12 protein-coding genes are annotated in these 16,772 nt (G+C 61.1%); 11 read left to right on the top strand and 1 reads right to left on the bottom strand.

Annotated elements, in window-relative coordinates; genetic code table 11:
• Positions 1–102 precede the first annotated feature (102 nt).
• From pdxR to AC1DU9_RS22180, 4 genes are all read left to right on the top strand, one after another.
• Positions 103–1,536, top strand: a complete 1,434-nt coding sequence (pdxR, locus tag AC1DU9_RS22195; protein ID WP_223462904.1) for a MocR-like pyridoxine biosynthesis transcription factor PdxR — start codon at positions 103–105, stop codon at positions 1,534–1,536.
• 123 nt (positions 1,537–1,659) lie between these two features.
• Positions 1,660–1,953, top strand: a complete 294-nt coding sequence (locus tag AC1DU9_RS22190; RefSeq protein ID WP_108215849.1) for a putative quinol monooxygenase — start codon at positions 1,660–1,662, stop codon at positions 1,951–1,953.
• 167 nt (positions 1,954–2,120) lie between these two features.
• Positions 2,121–2,531 carry a cupin domain-containing protein gene (locus tag AC1DU9_RS22185; RefSeq protein WP_457266134.1) on the top strand — a complete coding sequence of 137 codons (411 nt, stop codon included), beginning with the start codon at positions 2,121–2,123 and terminating at the stop codon, positions 2,529–2,531.
• Between the two features lie 229 nt (positions 2,532–2,760).
• Positions 2,761–3,471 (top strand): ATPase, encoded by a 711-nt coding sequence (locus AC1DU9_RS22180; RefSeq protein WP_457266135.1) that lies wholly within the window; start codon positions 2,761–2,763, stop codon positions 3,469–3,471.
• A 185-nt stretch (positions 3,472–3,656) separates the two neighbouring features.
• On the opposite strand, the gene AC1DU9_RS22175 is transcribed toward AC1DU9_RS22180, so the two are convergent.
• On the bottom strand, positions 3,657–8,552 hold the full coding sequence (locus AC1DU9_RS22175; RefSeq protein ID WP_223462907.1) for an NAD-glutamate dehydrogenase: 4,896 nt from the start codon (positions 8,550–8,552) through the stop codon (positions 3,657–3,659).
• A gap of 504 nt (positions 8,553–9,056) precedes the next feature.
• On the opposite strand from AC1DU9_RS22175, the gene AC1DU9_RS22170 reads away from it, so the two are divergent.
• From AC1DU9_RS22170 to AC1DU9_RS22140, 7 genes are all read left to right on the top strand, one after another.
• Entirely contained in the window at positions 9,057–9,410 is a 354-nt protein-coding gene (locus AC1DU9_RS22170; RefSeq protein WP_223462908.1) for a hypothetical protein, read from the top strand.
• A gap of 274 nt (positions 9,411–9,684) precedes the next feature.
• Positions 9,685–10,644, top strand: coding sequence for an AAA family ATPase (locus AC1DU9_RS22165; protein WP_108215854.1), 960 nt, complete (start codon positions 9,685–9,687; stop codon positions 10,642–10,644).
• A gap of 5 nt (positions 10,645–10,649) precedes the next feature.
• On the top strand, positions 10,650–11,594 hold the full coding sequence (locus AC1DU9_RS22160; RefSeq protein WP_223462911.1) for a DUF58 domain-containing protein: 945 nt from the start codon (positions 10,650–10,652) through the stop codon (positions 11,592–11,594).
• Positions 11,591–12,085 (top strand): DUF4381 domain-containing protein, encoded by a 495-nt coding sequence (locus tag AC1DU9_RS22155; protein ID WP_223462909.1) that lies wholly within the window; start codon positions 11,591–11,593, stop codon positions 12,083–12,085. The genes AC1DU9_RS22160 and AC1DU9_RS22155 overlap by 4 nt, the downstream gene beginning before the upstream one ends.
• Complete coding sequence (locus tag AC1DU9_RS22150; RefSeq protein ID WP_477810791.1) at positions 12,078–13,160, top strand: vWA domain-containing protein; 1,083 nt, start codon at positions 12,078–12,080, stop codon at positions 13,158–13,160. Before AC1DU9_RS22155 ends, AC1DU9_RS22150 begins: the two co-directional genes overlap by 8 nt.
• Positions 13,157–14,884 carry a VWA domain-containing protein gene (locus tag AC1DU9_RS22145; protein WP_477810790.1) on the top strand — a complete coding sequence of 576 codons (1,728 nt, stop codon included), beginning with the start codon at positions 13,157–13,159 and terminating at the stop codon, positions 14,882–14,884. The genes AC1DU9_RS22150 and AC1DU9_RS22145 overlap by 4 nt, the downstream gene beginning before the upstream one ends.
• Entirely contained in the window at positions 14,881–16,530 is a 1,650-nt protein-coding gene (locus tag AC1DU9_RS22140) for a BatD family protein (protein WP_477810789.1), read from the top strand. The genes AC1DU9_RS22145 and AC1DU9_RS22140 overlap by 4 nt, the downstream gene beginning before the upstream one ends.
• Positions 16,531–16,772: the final 242 nt, after the last annotated feature.

The raw sequence follows: 16,772 nt of genomic DNA, 5'->3' as shown, positions 1-16,772 counted from the left end.
CCAATTGACGGTTTTTCCACTGCACAACTTCTGCACGACAAGCGGATAGGGGTAATCTTGCGCGACGCACACGCGCCTCAACAGCCCCGGAGCCTCGCCGGTATGGAACTACATGTTGTCATCAACGGCCGCAAGGACCTGGCCGGCCAGCTGTACAACCAACTGCGCAGCGCCATCGAGTCCGGTCGCCTGACCGCCGGGACGCAACTGCCGCCCAGCCGTTTGCTGGCCGAGCAATTGGGTATTTCGCGCAAGACCATTTCCGATACCTACGCCCAGCTGACCTACGAAAACTTCCTCACCGGCGTGGTCGGCAAAGGCACTTACGTCAACGCGCGCACTTCGAAGGTGCAGCGTAAACAGAGCCATTGCGAGCTTGCCGGTTTCGAGGTGATCGAGTCCTGGCGCAACCTGCCGGTGTTTCTGCGTCACCCGACGCTTGAGGGCTCGCTGCGCTACGACTTCATCGGCGGCGCCACCGGCAAGGGCCAGTTCCCCCAGGATGACTGGCGACGCTGCACCTCTCACGCACTGCGCCAGATTGCCGGTTCCAAAGGCCTCTACAGCCTGCCAGAGGGCTTGCCCGCCCTGCGCAACGCCATTGCCCGGCACATCGCGTTCTCCCGCGGGGTCAATTGTCAGGATGAGGACGTGGTGGTGTGCAACGGCGCGCAGCAGGCGCTGGACCTGATCGCCCGGGTGCTGATCAGTCCAGGCAGCCTGGTCGCCATGGAAGACCCAGGCTACCCGCCGGCGCGGCTGCTGTTCGGCAGCCATGGCGCCACGGTGATTGGCATGCCGGTGGACGCCGAAGGCATTGTGGTGGACCAGATTCCTCGCGGTACGCGCCTGATCTACGTCACCCCTTCGCACCAGTTCCCGCTGGGCATGCCGATGAGCCAGGCGCGTCGGGTAGCCCTGCTGGCCAAGGCCCATGAGCTGGGCGCGATCATCATCGAGGACGACTACGACAGCGAATTCCGCTACGAGGGCCGTCCTGCCGATTCCCTGCAAAGCATGGATGAACGGGGGATCGTCGCTTACGTCGGAACGTTCTCCAAAACCCTGTTGCCGGAACTGCGTCTGGGCTATGCGATCCTGCCGCCAGCGATCCTCGAGGCCGTGGTGCGTGCCAAACAGCTCACTGACCTGCACACTTCGACCCTGCCGCAATGGGCGCTGGCCAAATTCATCGCCGAAGGCTGCCTGCTCAAGCACATCCGGCGCTGCCATGCGATCTATGCCGGGCGCCGCGAACGAATCCTGGCGCGCATGGCCGGCGATCTCTCGCCCTGGCTCGAGGCGGTGCCGACCACCGCCGGTTTCCACATGGTGGTGATGTGCAAAGTGCCGATGGATATTCCATTGGTGATCGAACTGGCGAAAAAAGTCGAAGTCGGGCTCTATGCCATCGACAGCTTTTTCTATCAGCAAGCGCCCAGGGCCGGGCTTTTCCTTGGTTTTGGCGCCATCGAAACCCTTGACATCGACATTGCCCTGGACCGTTTGCGCGACATCCTGCAGCAGGTGGCCTGACGGATTGGCCTGTGGCTTTATCCGGCGATTGGCTATTGGCGGTCCCGAGGGTCAGGCCTATCCTGCATAGGCGTTATCCCTCAATGAGCAGGACTCGTCCGGCTTGATTCAGGAGTGTGAGCAATGTCCCATGAAGTGATCAATACCGTACAGGTACAGGCCGCCGCCGGCCGCTCGGATGAACTGGGTAAGCAACTGCAAAAGATTGTCGAAACCCTGCGTGAACTACCGGGCTGCGAATCCTATATGGTCGACCGCTGCCCCGAGGACACCAATCGCTGGACCGTCAGCGCCCACTGGCAATCGGAAGCGGCCATGCGATCGCATTTCAACTGCCCGCAGGTCCAGGGTTTTATCAGCCTGATCGATAGCCAACTGGCCAATGCCGTGGACTTCAACAGCTTTCCGATCGTTTAACCAATTCCTGTGGCGAGGGAGCTTGCTCCCTCGCCACAATTTTTTCTCCATTGGCCCGCAATCCTCTGCAATTGGTCCCCTCGCCTTCCCGAATATTGGCTGTTTAACCTCTACTACCTGCGCACTACTGTTGTTTTCGACAACTAACCCACCGCAGGTAAAGAACCATGTACGTGTTGCGCTTCTGTGCTGCCCCCCTTGCCGCCCTGGCCCTGATATCTTGTGCATCGGCCTTTGCCCATGATCCTTCGGAAAAGGTCACTGTCCTGCAGGACGAAATGCTGAAGAACGTCCCCGGTAAAAAAGCGCTGATGATCGAAGTCGATTACCAACCCGGTCAGTCTTCCATCGCCCACAAACACGATGGCACCACCATGGCCTATGTCATTTCCGGAGAAATCACCTCCCAGGTGAAGGGCCAGCCAGCGAAAACCTACAAGCCCGGTGAGTTCTGGTATGAGCCGGCGGGTTCGGAACACATGGTGTCGAAAAACGCCAGCGCGACCAAGCCGGCCAAGTTGCTGGTGTTCATGGTATTGGCCCCCGACGAGAAAGTGTTGATCCCATTGGAACACTGATGGCTGAACGTACAGCTATAAATAAAAAGGCTCGAATCGCGAATTCGGGCCTTTTTATTTCCTCACGCAATTAACCGAAGACTTTTAAACCAAACAAAACTATTGGCCACCTGACAAGTGCAGATATTGGCCATTTAAATAAATCAACCAGGGTTTAGTCTTGAGTCACCGCCGGAACAGCACCGGCAACTTTAACTTTCGACTAATATTGTTTCACTGGAGAAACACCATGAAACTTACGCTTGCCAGTACGTTGACCATGGCTGCTGTATTAACCGGCTGCTCGATCCCCACCGCGCCCACGGCGGTCTCTTCGCTGAACGGTATCTTCACCGAACCGGTGGGCCGCAGCGGTGCCACCAGCATTACCAACGGTAGCCATGTTTCGTTGGGCGTTATCTACAGCCAATCCACTCAGACCAATCGTGCCTACCTTCGGGACTATCGAGCCAACGCCGGCACCGGTTTCGGCCAGAGCCTGCTGGTGCAGCCGATTCATGACGCCTACGTAGCCACCTCCAGGCCAGACCTGGCGGTGGATTGGGTCAAGGCCTCCCTGCAGCGGCAATTTGGCTCGGTTATCGTATACCCGGACATTCAGAGCCTCAGGGCAGCGAAACCGGATGTGATGGCAGTGGTCGACACCCGAAGTCAACTGATGACCTCGCGCAGTTCGGATATCCAGGCGGATGTCAGTGCGGACTTTTATGACAAGAACTTCAACTACATCGGTACTGCACAAGGCCATGACGCCAAAGCACTCAGCCCGGTGTGGGCCGACTATAAACGCAGTGAAGAGATAGTTGCGGATATTAATGAACAACAGAATGTGCAAGTCAGGGCACTGCAAAAGTTTGACCAATCGCTCAGTAATTTACTGACCAGCCCGACAAGTAATGTGTCGATGATTGATAATAAATCAAGCCAGAAGTTGTATTGAAATCAATGCCCCCATCGCGGGTAAGCCCGCTCCCACAGTAATGGGTGTCTTACACACCACTCATGTACACCCATTTACTGTGGGAGCGAGCTTGCTCGCGATGGCGCCGGTACAAACACCACAAGATTCCCAGACAAAAAAAACCCCGCATCTCTCAATGCGGGGTTTTTTCATTCAACGCCTGATCAGGCAGCCGGTTCCAGCTCGGCGGCGACAGCGGCAGGCACTACCGCTTGACCGCTCAATGCCAGGTCCAGCAGTTCGCGGTTGGCCACCGCGTACATGGCGTAGTCGGTGCCGCTGGCGGCACGGATTTCCACCAGCATGGCACGCCAGCGTTCGATCATGCTGTCGTGCTGCGCCATCCACAGCGCCAAGCGTGTTTCCACGTCCTGGGTACCGTCGCCCTGTTGCAGGACCGAGATGGTGATCGCGCGTTGCTGCCAGTCGACGTCATCGCGGAACGCTTCACGGGCCAGGGCCTGCCAGTTGTTTTCAACCGGCAGAGCGCTGATCTGTTGCATGTACCAGGTGATGTCCAGCGCACTGCCCACGGCGAAGTAGGCCTTGGCCACGTCCGCAGGGTCCTGACCGGTCACGTCGGAGGCCTCGATGATCGGCAGCAGGGTGTACAGGTGCGAGGTGCCAGCCACCATGCGCGCCAGCAACTCCGGTACACCGGCTGCGACGTACGCCTGGTAACGGGCCTGCCAGGTTTCGCGGATCTCGCCACTGAGCAGCTCGTCGAGCTTGAGGCCCAACTCCTTCAGGTGCGGACCGAAGTGGGCGACGTCACGGGCAGCGTTCTGCTCGTTGCGACGGGCACGCAGGAACCAGCGCGTAGCGCGACGGCCCAGACGCATCAGCTCGTCCATCAGCTCCAGTTGCACGTCGGCGGAGACCTGGTAGTCCAGGTTCTCGATCTGACGGAACCAGTGCGGGAGATGGAAAATGTCGCGCACGATCACGTAGGCGCCGGCCACGTTCGCCGGGCTCATGCCGGTCGACTCTTTGAGTCGTTGAACGAAGGTAATGCCCATGTGGTTGACCAGATCGTTGGCGATCTGGGTGCTGACGATTTCACGCTTCAGACGGTGACGACGCATGGCCGCGGAGAACTTRCTCACCAGGGTTGGCGGGAAAGCGGTTTCCATGTCGCGGGTCAGGTAGTCGTCGTCCGGCACCAGGGAGCCAAGCAACTGCTCCTTGAGGTCGATTTTGCTGTACGAGATCAGCACCGACAGCTCGGCGCGGGTCAGGCCGTGGCCTGCGGCGATGCGCTCGTTGATTGCATCTTCGGCCGGCAGGAACTCGATGGCGCGATCCAGCTTGCCGCGACCTTCCAGGTCGTTCATCAAGCGCTTGTATTCGGCAATCCGCGGCAAGGCGCGACGGGCAGCCAGGGACAGGGCCTGAGTCTGCTTGTAGTTGTTGCCCAGCACCAGACCACCGACTTCGTCGGTCATGCTCGCCAGCAACTGGTTACGTTGCTTGTCGGTCATGTCGCCGGCCTGAACCACTTCGTTCAGCAGGATCTTGATGTTCACTTCGTGGTCGGAGCAGTCCACGCCACCGGCGTTGTCGATGAAGTCGGTGTTGGAACCGCCGCCATTGAGGCCGAACTCGACGCGACCCAGTTGGGTCATGCCCAGGTTACCGCCCTCGCCCACGACTTTGCAGCGCAGTTCGTTGCCGTTCACGCGCAGTGCATCGTTAGCCTTGTCGCCGACATCGGCGTGGCTTTCGCTGCTGGCTTTCACGTAAGTACCGATACCGCCGTTCCACAGCAGATCCACCGGCGCCTTGAGCAAGGCGTTCAGCAGTTCGGTCGGGGTCAGCTTGTCGGCCTGGATGTCGAAGCGCTCTTGCATCTGCGGGGAAATCGCGATGCTCTTCGCGCTGCGCGAGAAGATCCCGCCGCCTTCGGACATGATGCTGGTGTCGTAGTCCGACCAGGCCGAACGCGGCAGGTCGAACAGGCGCTGACGCTCGGCGAAGCTCGATGCCGGCTCAGGGTTCGGGTCGATGAAGATGTGCAGGTGGTTGAACGCTGCGACCAGTTGCAGCTTGTCGGACATCAGCAAGCCGTTGCCGAACACGTCACCGGCCATGTCGCCGACGCCCACCACAGTGATGCTGTCTTCCTGGACATTGATGCCGCGCTCGCGGAAGTGGCGCTGTACGCCGACCCACGCGCCCTTGGCGGTGATGCCCATCTTCTTGTGGTCGTAACCGGCCGAACCACCGGACGCAAACGCGTCACCCAGCCAGAAGCCGTAGTCGATAGCGATGCCGTTGGCGATGTCGGAGAAGGTCGCAGTGCCCTTGTCCGCGGCCACTACCAGGTACGGGTCATCGTCGTCATGACGCACGACGTTGGCCGGTGGTACCAGGGCGCCATCTTTCAGGTTGTCGGTGATGTCCAACAGGCCCGAAATGAAGATGCGGTAGCAGGCGATGCCCTCGGCCGCGATCTCGTCACGGCTGCCGCCCAGTGGCAGGCGACGCGGCAGGAAGCCGCCCTTCGCACCCACCGGCACGATGACCGAGTTCTTCACTTGCTGGGCTTTTACCAGGCCCAGGACTTCGGTACGGAAGTCTTCTTCACGGTCGGACCAGCGCAGACCGCCACGAGCCACGTTGCCAAAGCGCAGGTGCACGCCTTCGACGCGCGGCGAGTAAACGAAGATTTCGAACTTCGGTACCGGCTTCGGCAGTTCGGGAATCAAGCGCGGGTTGAACTTGAAGCTGAAGTACGACTTGTTATGGCCGTTGGCATCGGTCTGGTAGAAGTTGGTGCGCAGGGTGGCCTTGATCAGGTCCAGGTAGCGACGCAGGATGCGGTCTTCGTTCAGTACCTGGACGTCGTCCAGGGCACTGTGAATCGCGTGTTCCAGGCGTTGCTGCTTGTCTCCCAGATCGTCGCCGGTCAGCTTGCGCGCCAGGTAGAAACGGGTCTTGAACAACCGGGTCAACTCGCGAGCGATGTCGGTGTGGTTGTTCAGGGTGCTGGCGATATAGCCCAGGTCGAAGCCCAGACGAATCTGCTTCATGTAGCGGGCGTAGGCACGCAGCAGCGCCACGTCGCGCCATGGCAGGCCGGCAGTCAGTACCAGACGGTTGAACGCGTCGTTCTCGGCATCGCCGCGCACGATGTGGACAAACGCGTCCTGCAGCGTGTCGTTGAGTTGCTGGATGTCGAGTTCCAGGCCTTCGGCGGCGGTGAACGCGAAATCGTGAATCCAGAACTCGCGGCCACTGTTGTGGCGCAGGCGGTACGGGAATTCACCCAGCACGCGCAGACCGAGGTTTTCCAGGATCGGCAGGACATCGGACAACGCCAGCGGGGTATCGGCGTGGTACAGCTTGCAGTGCAGCATGCGCTGGCCGGACACCTGGCCCAGCGGCTGGTAGAAGCTCATCACCAGCGGATTTTTTTCGTTGAGGCTCAGCAGGTGCTGCATGTCGACCACCGCCGAGTGAGCGGCGAAACGCTCGCGGTAGCCGGCCGGGAAGCCTTTCGGGAAGTCAGCCAGCACGTTGGTGCCGTGGGCTTCGCCGAAGCTTTCGATGGTCAGGGCGGCGTAGTCGTCCTGCCAGCTGCGGCAGGCCTGCACCACTTCGCGTTCCAGCAACAGCGGGTCGATGTCGAGACGGTTTTTCGGGTCGACGCGCAGGATCAATTGCACGCGGGCCAGCACGGACTCGGAGAAGAACGTCCAGAACTCGCAATCGGTCGCTTTCAGGCGATCCATCAGCACATGCTGGATCTTCTGGCGCACTTCGGTGGAATAGATGTCACGCGGCACGTAAGCCAGGCAGTAGCAGAAACGGCCGTACGGGTCTTTGCGCAGGAACACGCGAATCTTGTTGCGTTCCTGGATCTGCACGATCGACATCACGGTGCTGAACAGCTCGTCCACCGGGGTCTGGAACAGATCGTCGCGCGGCAGCACTTCGAGYACCTGCGCCAGTTCCTTGCCCAGGTGGGCCTTGGCCTGGAAGCCGGAACGGTGTTCGATTTCCTCGACCTTGCGGCGGATGTACGGGATCACTCGCACGCTCTCGCCATACACCGACGAGGTGTACAGGCCCATGAATCGGCATTCCTTGATGACCTTGCCGTTGGCGTCAACTTCACGGATCGACACGAAATCCGGGTAAGCCGGACGGTGGACACGGCTTGGGTGCGAAGCCTTGGCGAACGACAGCAGGGTCGGTTCGCGCAGGTAGTTCACGGCGTAGTCTTCGATGCGCAGGTCATCGTAGGTCAGGCCGGCGCGCAGCAGTTTGGTCAGGCCGAGGAAGGAGTCCTTGTCATAGACGATGTGGCCGCCATCGGCTTCATCGCTGACCACGAACTCTTCGTAGCCGAGGAAGGTGAAGTGGTTACCCACCAGCCATTCCAGGAAGCTCTTGATTTCACTCTTCTCGTCGGCATCGACGGCGAACTGGCTGTTGTCCAGCATGGTCAGGATGTCCTGAACCTTGGCCTTCATCGGTTCGAAATCGCCGACGGCAACGCGGACTTCACCGAGCACCTGTTCCAGCTCTTTGCTCAGGACATTGAGCTCGGCGGTGTTGGCGCAGCGGTCGATTTCCAGGTACATCAGCGACTCTTGCTGAATGTCGTCGCCCTGGGTGCCTTTCGGCAGGATTTCCAACAGCTCGCCCTTGCTGCCACGACGCACGCTGAGCACGGTGGTTTGCAGGGTATGGATGCTGTAGCCGCGGCGGTTCAGCTCGGTACGCACCGAGTCCACCAGGAATGGCAGATCGTGGTGCAGCACTTCGACCGCGGTGTGGGTCGACTGCCAGCCGTGGCGTTCGTAATCGGGGTTGAAGACGCGCACTTGCGGTTGCGCGTGATCGAAGCGCTCAAGCAAGCGCCATGCAGAAAGGGTGCAACCAGCGAGGTCGGACATCCGACGCTGGGTCAGCTCGTCAAGGGAAATGATGCCGAAGAATTGTTCAGCGAACAGCGCCACTTGTGGCAGTGCCTGTTCATTGATGTGCTGCGCCAGTGCCGCTTGCAGTTGGTGCTGGAAGTCGGCTTTGCTGGCTGCGGTGAAGAACGCCATCTGTGGTACTCCGCTTGGGCTTGTTATTGATGAAAGCGTCGCGTGCAAAAACCCCTTGCGGGGCGGTCCGTCACCCGGTTCCTGATTCTCGGGCAGAGGAAACAGGGCGACAGGTGGATGAAGCTGGACGAGACACTCAGGTCACATTCACCGTCCGTGAATGGGCATCTGCAAAAACGACTGGGCTGCGTGCAGCGCAATGTCTTTACGGGTGCTCATCCGTTGCGCAGCTTAACGAGTGCGGCAAGACCCGTGCTTGCGGTGCTGCGACATATTCGGTCAACGGTACGCTGCTCAAGGCATGCGCATCGAACAACACTAGCATTCGCACAGGAAAATGACGGTTTTCCGTCCGGTTTTACGGGACTTGAGTACCAGAAATGACCAGTAACACTCTATCCGTCCACGACCGGGTCTTTGACACTCGGACGAGCAGAAATCTCCGCGGGCTGGCAAAATCGCCCTTTGTAGCGTTTACCACGCCCGCCGGGCCAGGAATTTCCCATGAAAATGAAAACCGCCCTCTTGATCGTCAACCCTTGCGATGACGAAGAAGACAACATGGCCATGCTCTGCTGCCACAGCGACCAGGGCGAAATGTTCCTGATGAGCCGCTACCCCGATGAAGACGAGCTGGAAATCACCCTCGACGGCGAGCCTTCGACCCTGGATGGCGTGAAAGTCACGCTCAGTCCTAACCTGTTGAAGATCGAAATTGCGGCGGCTGATGCTGATGCGTTGAATGGGGATGATGTGCTGGAAATCACCTTCGATGCCGACATGACGGACCTGGCTGAAGTGGAAGAGACCTTGCAGAACATTCTTGAAGGGACTGGCACCTTTATCAGCCAGCTCTGAATATCAGCGCCTGTTCCGGCCTCATCGCGAGCAGGCTCGCTCCTACAATTGATCGTCGTACACCGTCAATGTAGGAGTGAGCCTGCTCGCGATGGGGCCGGCACAGCCACCCAACCACTCCCCTGCTACGAAAATCCAGCAATTACCCCAACCATTTCCCCCACTTTGCACAAAATGCCGTTAGTCGCCGCCCCCCGCGATGGATTAAAGTAACGCCCCCAGCCCTGGCGTACTTCGAACGTCCTCGGCCACCCTTTTGCAGGAACAGTCATCGATGGAACATCGTGAAGCGCTACTCGCGCTGCGAACCTTTCTTTCAACGCAGATTCTCGGCCAGGAAAAACTCATCGAGCGCTTGCTCATCGCCCTGCTCGCCGACGGCCACATGCTGGTCGAGGGCGCCCCTGGCCTGGCCAAGACCAAGGCCATCAAAGAACTTGCCGAAGGCATCGAAGCCCAGTTCCACCGCATCCAGTTCACCCCTGACCTGTTGCCGGCCGACATTACCGGTACGGAAATCTACCGCCCGGAAACCGGCAGTTTCGTGTTCCAGCAAGGCCCGATTTTCCACAACCTGGTGCTGGCGGACGAAATCAACCGCGCCCCAGCCAAGGTTCAGTCGGCCTTGCTCGAAGCCATGGGCGAGCGGCAAGTCAGTGTCGGACGCAGCACCTATGAACTGTCGCCCTTGTTTTTGGTGATGGCCACACAGAACCCTATCGAGCAGGAAGGCACCTACCCGCTGCCCGAAGCCCAGCTCGACCGCTTCCTGATGCACGTGAAGATCGGTTTCCCGGACGCGACGGTTGAACGCAAGATCCTGCAACAGGCCCGTGGCGAAGCCCTGAACGGCGAAGCGAAACCTGAGCGTCGGGTTACCCAACAGACGATCTTCGCCGCACGCAAGGAAATCCTCGGCTTGTACATGGCCGACGCCGTGGAGGAATACCTGGTGCAACTGGTCATGGCCACCCGCACCCCGGCCAAGTTCGATCCGGAAATGGCCGAGTGGATCGCCTACGGCGCCAGCCCGCGCGGTTCGATTGCCCTGGACCGCTGCGCCCGCGCCCACGCCTGGCTGGCCGGGCGCGACTTCGTCAGCCCGGAAGACATACAGGCCGTGCTGTTCGACGTGCTGCGCCATCGCATCATTCTTTCCTTTGAAGCCGAAGCCGCTGGCATCGACCAGGACCGGGTGGTCCAGCGGATTCTCGACGTCGTAGCCGTCGCTTGACCCCGATGAAAGCCAGCCTGCCGCCCGAACCGGGCATCCGTGTCAGCCTCGCCGACCTGATCGAGATGCGCCATCGCGTGCGCGAAGTGCAGCTGTTTTCCACGCCGAGCCAACGCAGCCCGCTGATCGGCCTGCACCATTCCAAATTGCGCGGCCGTGGCGTCGACTTCGATCAGGTACGGGTCTATCAGGCCGGCGACGATGTGCGCACCATTGACTGGCGCGTGACCGCACGCACCCAGGAGCCTCACACCAAGCTGTTCCACGAAGAACGTGAGCGGCCGATTTTCATCATGGTCGAACAAAGCCGCCGGCTGTTTTTTGGCTCGGGCCTGATGTTCAAATCAGTGCTCGCCGCACAGGCCGCGAGCCTGATCGGTTGGGCAGCCCTGGGGCATAACGACCGGGTCGGCGGGCTGGTGTATGGCGACAATCAGCACTACGAAATCAAGCCTCGGCGCAGCAAGCAAAGCCTGCTGCAGCTGCTCAATCGGCTGGTGCGGGTCAATCAGTCGCTCAACAGCGAAAGCGAACCGGACCGTGATGCCTTTGGTATCGCCCTGCGCCGCGCCCGGGAAGTGTCCCGCCCGGGCAGCCTTGTGATTGTGATTTGCGATGAACGCGCGCTTTCGGAAAGCGCCGAGCAACAGCTGAGCCTGTTATCACGTCATTGCGACCTGTTGTTGCTCCCGGTGTCCGATCCGCTGGATCATGCCCTGCCCGCCGCGGGACTTTTACGTTTCGCCGAGCGTGGAGCGCAACTGGAACTCGATACGCTGAATTTCGACCTGCGCCAGACTTACCGGGCTCAGGCCGAAGCACGCATCGCTCGCTGGGAGCTGCTCGCGCAGAAACTACGGGTACTGATGATGCCTTTGAGCACTCAGAGCGAGATGGTCGAACAACTGCGCGAATACCTGAACCCACAGAAACCGGGGAAAGGTCGATGAGCAGCCTTGATCAACTGCAACCCCTGATATCCCCGCCACCGGTGGAATTCTGGCCTCCGGCACCGGGTTGGTGGTTGCTGCTTTTATTGGTGCCACTGATCGGTTTGGGCCTGTGGAAGCTGCGTCGCCTTATTCTGGACAAGCGCCCAGTGGTACGTGCTGAACAGCCGCTTGACCCGGTGCGTCTTGCCGCCCTGGCGGAGCTGGCCTTGATGCCCAAACCCTACGACGGTGCGCCAGCCGGTGCCTGGCTGCAGCAACTCAACGGCTTGCTCAAACGCCTGTGCCGCAACCATTACCCCTACAGCCAGAGCCATACCCTCAACGGCCGCAAATGGCTGGCGTTCCTCGACAACCGCTGCCCGGCGGCCGGGCTGACTCGCTGGATGGTGCTTGTGGAGGGCGCCTACAAACCCGAATGCAAGCTCGACGACAAGGCGATCGCCGGCCTGACCCAGGCCGTCGACACATGGATTCGCAAGCATGTTTGAATTTGCCTGGCCGTGGATTTTTGCCCTTCTGCCGCTGCCGTGGCTGATGCGCATCGTATTGCCGGTGGCCGACAGTGGCGAACCGGCACTCAAGGTCAGCTTCCTGAGCGATCTCGAAGGCCTCGCCGGGCGTCGCGCCCGGGCCAACCTGCCGGCATGGCGCCAACAGACGCCGTTCATTTTGCTGTGGCTGTTACTGCTGGTCGCGGCGGCGCGCCCGCAGTGGCTCGGCGAACCCTTGCCGATCGCCGCCAGCGGCCGCGATCTGCTGGTGGCGGTGGACGTTTCCGGCTCCATGGATTTCCCTGACATGCAGTGGCAGGACGAAGATGTGAGTCGACTGTCGTTGGTCCAGCACCTGCTCGGCGACTTCCTCGAAAGTCGCGAAGGTGACCGCGTCGGCCTGATCCTGTTTGGCAGCCGGGCCTACCTGCAGGCACCGCTGACCTTCGACCGCCACACCGTACGCGTCTGGCTCGACGAAGCGCGCATCGGCATTGCCGGCAAAAACACCGCCATCGGCGATGCAATCGGTCTGGCCCTCAAACGCCTGCGTTTGCGTCCTGCAACAAGCCGCGTGCTGATACTGGTCACCGACGGCGMCAACAATGGCGGTGAAATCGATCCGCTCACCGCCGCCCGACTGGCGGCCCAGGAAGGTGTGAAAATCTACCCGATCGGCATCGGTGCCGATCCGGAACAAAGTGGCTCCGTGGGGTTCCTCGGTGTCAATCCGAGCCTGGACCTCGACGAGCCGTCCCTGAAAGCCATCGCCGAAGCCACCGACGGCCAGTATTTCCGCGCCCACGATGGCAAGGAACTGCAATCGATCAAGGACACCCTTGACCAACTGGAGCCCGTGGCCCAACAACCCACCCAGGCCCGCCCGACTCAAGCGTTGTATCACTGGCCGCTCGCCTTGGCGCTGTGCTTGAGCATACTGCTGGTGGTTCCCGTACTCTGGCCGGACAACCCGTTGCAACGCCTGTTTACCAAGGATCTGTATTTGCAAACGCAATTGCTGCCCGACTGGCGCCAGCGTCTTAAACGCCTGCGTCTGCGGAGGCGCCGATGAGTGCGCTGTGGCCCTACTGGTTCCGGCCCTGGTGGCTACTATTGCTGCCGGTGCTTGGCTGGTTGCTCTGGCAACTCTGGCACCGCAAGAAGCGCGCCGGGCGCTGGCAGATGATCCTGCCGCCGGCCTTTCACTCGGCACTGCTCAGCGGCGGCAGTGGTCGCGACAGTAAACTGCCCTGGGTCGCGCTCGGCGTGGCGTGGCTGTTGACCGTGCTCGCGCTGTTGGGTCCGGGTTGGGAACGCGTCGAGCAAACCAGCCAGAAACCCGCGGACCCGTTGGTGGTGGTTCTTGAACTGACCCCGGAAATGCTCGCCACCGACGTCACGCCCAATCGGCTGGAACAGGCCCGGCGCAAGCTGTACGACCTGCTGCAGGTCCGCAGCGACGCGCAAACCGCCATTGTCGTCTATGCCGGAAGTGCCCACACGCTGGTACCGCTGTCAGATGATCTTTCCACCAGCCGCAACCTGTTGGATGCACTGAAACCGTCGTTGATGCCAGAGCCCGGTCATCGCGCCGATCTGGCGGTACTCAAGGCCCTGGCGCTGCTCGAACAGGCTGCTTTGGGCGACGGTCGGATCCTGCTGATGGGTTCGTCCCTGACCGAACCAGAGCGGCTGGGCATCCGTCGCGCGCTGAACGGCAAATCGACTCAATTCCTGATGCTCGGCATCGGCACCGCCGAAGGCTCGCCCATCACCCAGGAGGACGGCAGTTTCCTCAAGGATGAACAAGGCGCCATTCTCGTGCCGCGCCTCGACGAGCCCGGCCTGAAAGGTTTTGCCAACGACCTGGATGGACGCTTTCGCCAGGCGCGCCTGGACGATAGCGACCTGCACGCCCTTGGCCTGCTCGACGGTCCACGCAATTTGCGCAACGACGGTCAGACCTTGCGCCTCGACACCTGGGCCGACCAGGGTTACTGGCTGCTGCTGCCACTGCTGCTGCTCGCGGCCTGCGCAGGACGTCGTGGTTGGTTGCTGTGTCTGCCGCTGCTATTGGCGCTACCGCAACCCGGCTATGCCTTCGACCTCGCAGACCTGTGGCTGCGTCCTGATCAACAAGGCGTGCAATTACTCAAACACAAGCGTCCGGCCGAGGCCGCCCGGCGCTTCGAAGACCATCAGTGGCAAGGCGTGGCGCTCTATGAAGCCGCAGACTACGCCGGCGCCGCCGAGCGGTTTGCCGAGGGCAACGATGCCCATGCCCACTACAATCGGGGCAACGCCCTGGCCAAGAGTGGTGAGCTGGAGGCCGCCCTGGACGCTTACGAACAGGCACTGGAACGTCAACCTGATTTGCGTCCGGCACTGACCAACAAGGCGCTGGTGGAACGTCTGCTCAAGGAGAAAAACACTCCCCCCCCTCCTGAGCCAGACGCAGCCAGCAACGCCCGGCCCGAAGCCGAATCGCAGGAACCACCGCCCGGTGCTGCTGCCCAACCCTCGAGCAGCGACGATGGGCAACCGCCCAGCCCGGGTGAGCAACAACCGCCCACCACACCGCCGAAACCGGGAACCAACGAAGTACCAGGCAGCGAACTGGGTGACGAACAACACACTACACCACCCTTGCGCCCGGCCACCGGCGGTATCGAAGGTGAACAGCGCCAGGCACTGGAGCAGTGGCTGCGGCAGATTCCGGATGACCCTGGTGAACTGCTCAGGCGCAAATTCTGGTACGAACAGCAACAACATCAGGATCAGGAAGAAACTCGATGACCCGCTTCACCGTTTTATTGCTCGCGCTGCTGCATGGCCTGTTGTTCTGCGCGGTTCAGGCACAGGCAGCAGAGCTGGTCGCCAGTGTGGACCGCAGTCGCCTCAGCTCAGGCGAGACGGTCGAGCTGACCCTGGAATCCACCGATGTCACTCAGTTCGGCAAACCCGACCTGGTACCGCTGGAGCCGTTGTTCGAAGTGCGCGGCACACGCCAGGTCAACCAGTTGAACACCCTCAGCGGCGAAAACCAGGCCGCCACGCGCTGGATCGTCACCCTCCTGCCCCGGCAAAACGGCAGCGTGGTGATTCCGCCACTGCAACTGGGCGAACTGCAGAGCCAGCCGATCACCCTGCAAGTGGTCGAGAGCGAAACACCGGACAACCCGAACAAACGGGCCCCGGTGTTCATCGATGCCAGCCTCGATCAAACCAGTGTGTACGTTCAGGCTCAGGCGGTCCTGACCCTGCGTATCTACCATTCGGTTTCGCTGTACGACGACAGCAGCCTGCCCCCCTTGCAGATACCAGATGCGCGCATCGAGCAATTGGGCGACTCACGCACCTACGAAAAAGACATCGATGGTCAGCGCCACGGCGTGATCGAAATGCGCTATGCGATCTACCCGCAACACAGTGGCGAACTGATCATTCCGGCGCAGGTCTTCAACGCCGCGCTGGTCGATGCGCAACCGACCCAGGACGCCGCCCAAGGGCCGAAATCCGGCAAGCTGATGCCCGTCACCTCGACCGAACTACTGTTGACGGTCAAGGCCAAACCCATCACCTATCCGGCCGACGCACCCTGGCTGCCTGCGCGCAGCCTGAGCCTGAGCGAAAGCTGGAACCCGGAGCCGGACCACACCCAGGTCGGCGATTCACTGACCCGCAGCCTGACAGTGACGGCCGAAGGCTTGTCCAGCACCCAACTGCCACCACTGCCCGGCACCGATGTCGGCGGCCTGCGCCGCTACCCGGATCAACCGGTGCTCGGCAACCAGAACAGCGAACGCGGCCTGGTCGGCAGCCGTGAAGACCGAGAAGCCCTGGTGCCGACACGGACCGGCGCCATCGAGCTGCCCACCGTCGACCTGGTCTGGTGGAACACCTTTGAAGACCATCTGGAACACAGCAGCCTGCCGGCTCGCACGCTGCACGTGGCGGCCAATCCGAGCCTGGTGGTGGACACCCCGTCCGGCGCCTCACCGATCGATGCCAGCGCCGACAGCGAAGCGCTCTGGCGCTGGAAGCTCAGCACCTTGATCCTGGCCTGCACCACCCTGCTCGGCTTCGGCCTCTGGTGGCGTGGCCGCTGGCAACCGGCGGTGGCGCGTGTCGCGCAAACCGGCCCGAGCCCACGCACCGTACTCGACGACCTCAAGCGCGCCTGCCAGGCCAACGACTCCCACGCCACCCGCCAGGCCCTTGACGCCTGGGCCCGGCAACAACCGGAAACCCTGGCCGACATGGCCGCCCGCTTCGTGCCACTGTCCGACGCCCTCGACGGCCTGAACGGCGCGCTGTACAGCGAAACCGGCCAGTACTGGCAAGGTGAGGAGTTGTGGCGGGCGATCAAGGCAATCCCGATGGCCGAACGGGTGCAGGATCCGGTTGGTGAGAGTGGGTTGCCGCCGCTTTATCCCAAGTAAACACCGACCCTTGTGGCGAGGGGGCTTGCCTGTGGCGAGGGAGCTTGCTCCCGMTCGACKGCGCAGCAGTCGCATCCCGGTCGACTCGGACCTTTGGGTGTACTTCATCGCCTGGTAATGGGGCTGCTTCGCAGCCCAGCGGGAGCAAGCTCCCTCGCCACAGGTGTACGGTTCGAAGACATCCATGCAGCGACCAGACTTTTTTACCAGTAAACTCTCCCCCCTTTCGCCGCCTTCATTTT

Source organism: Pseudomonas sp. P4_C1, from assembly GCF_056402155.1.
Note: the sequence above shows the minus strand (reverse complement) of the source record. Positions and strands in the feature narration are given on the sequence as shown.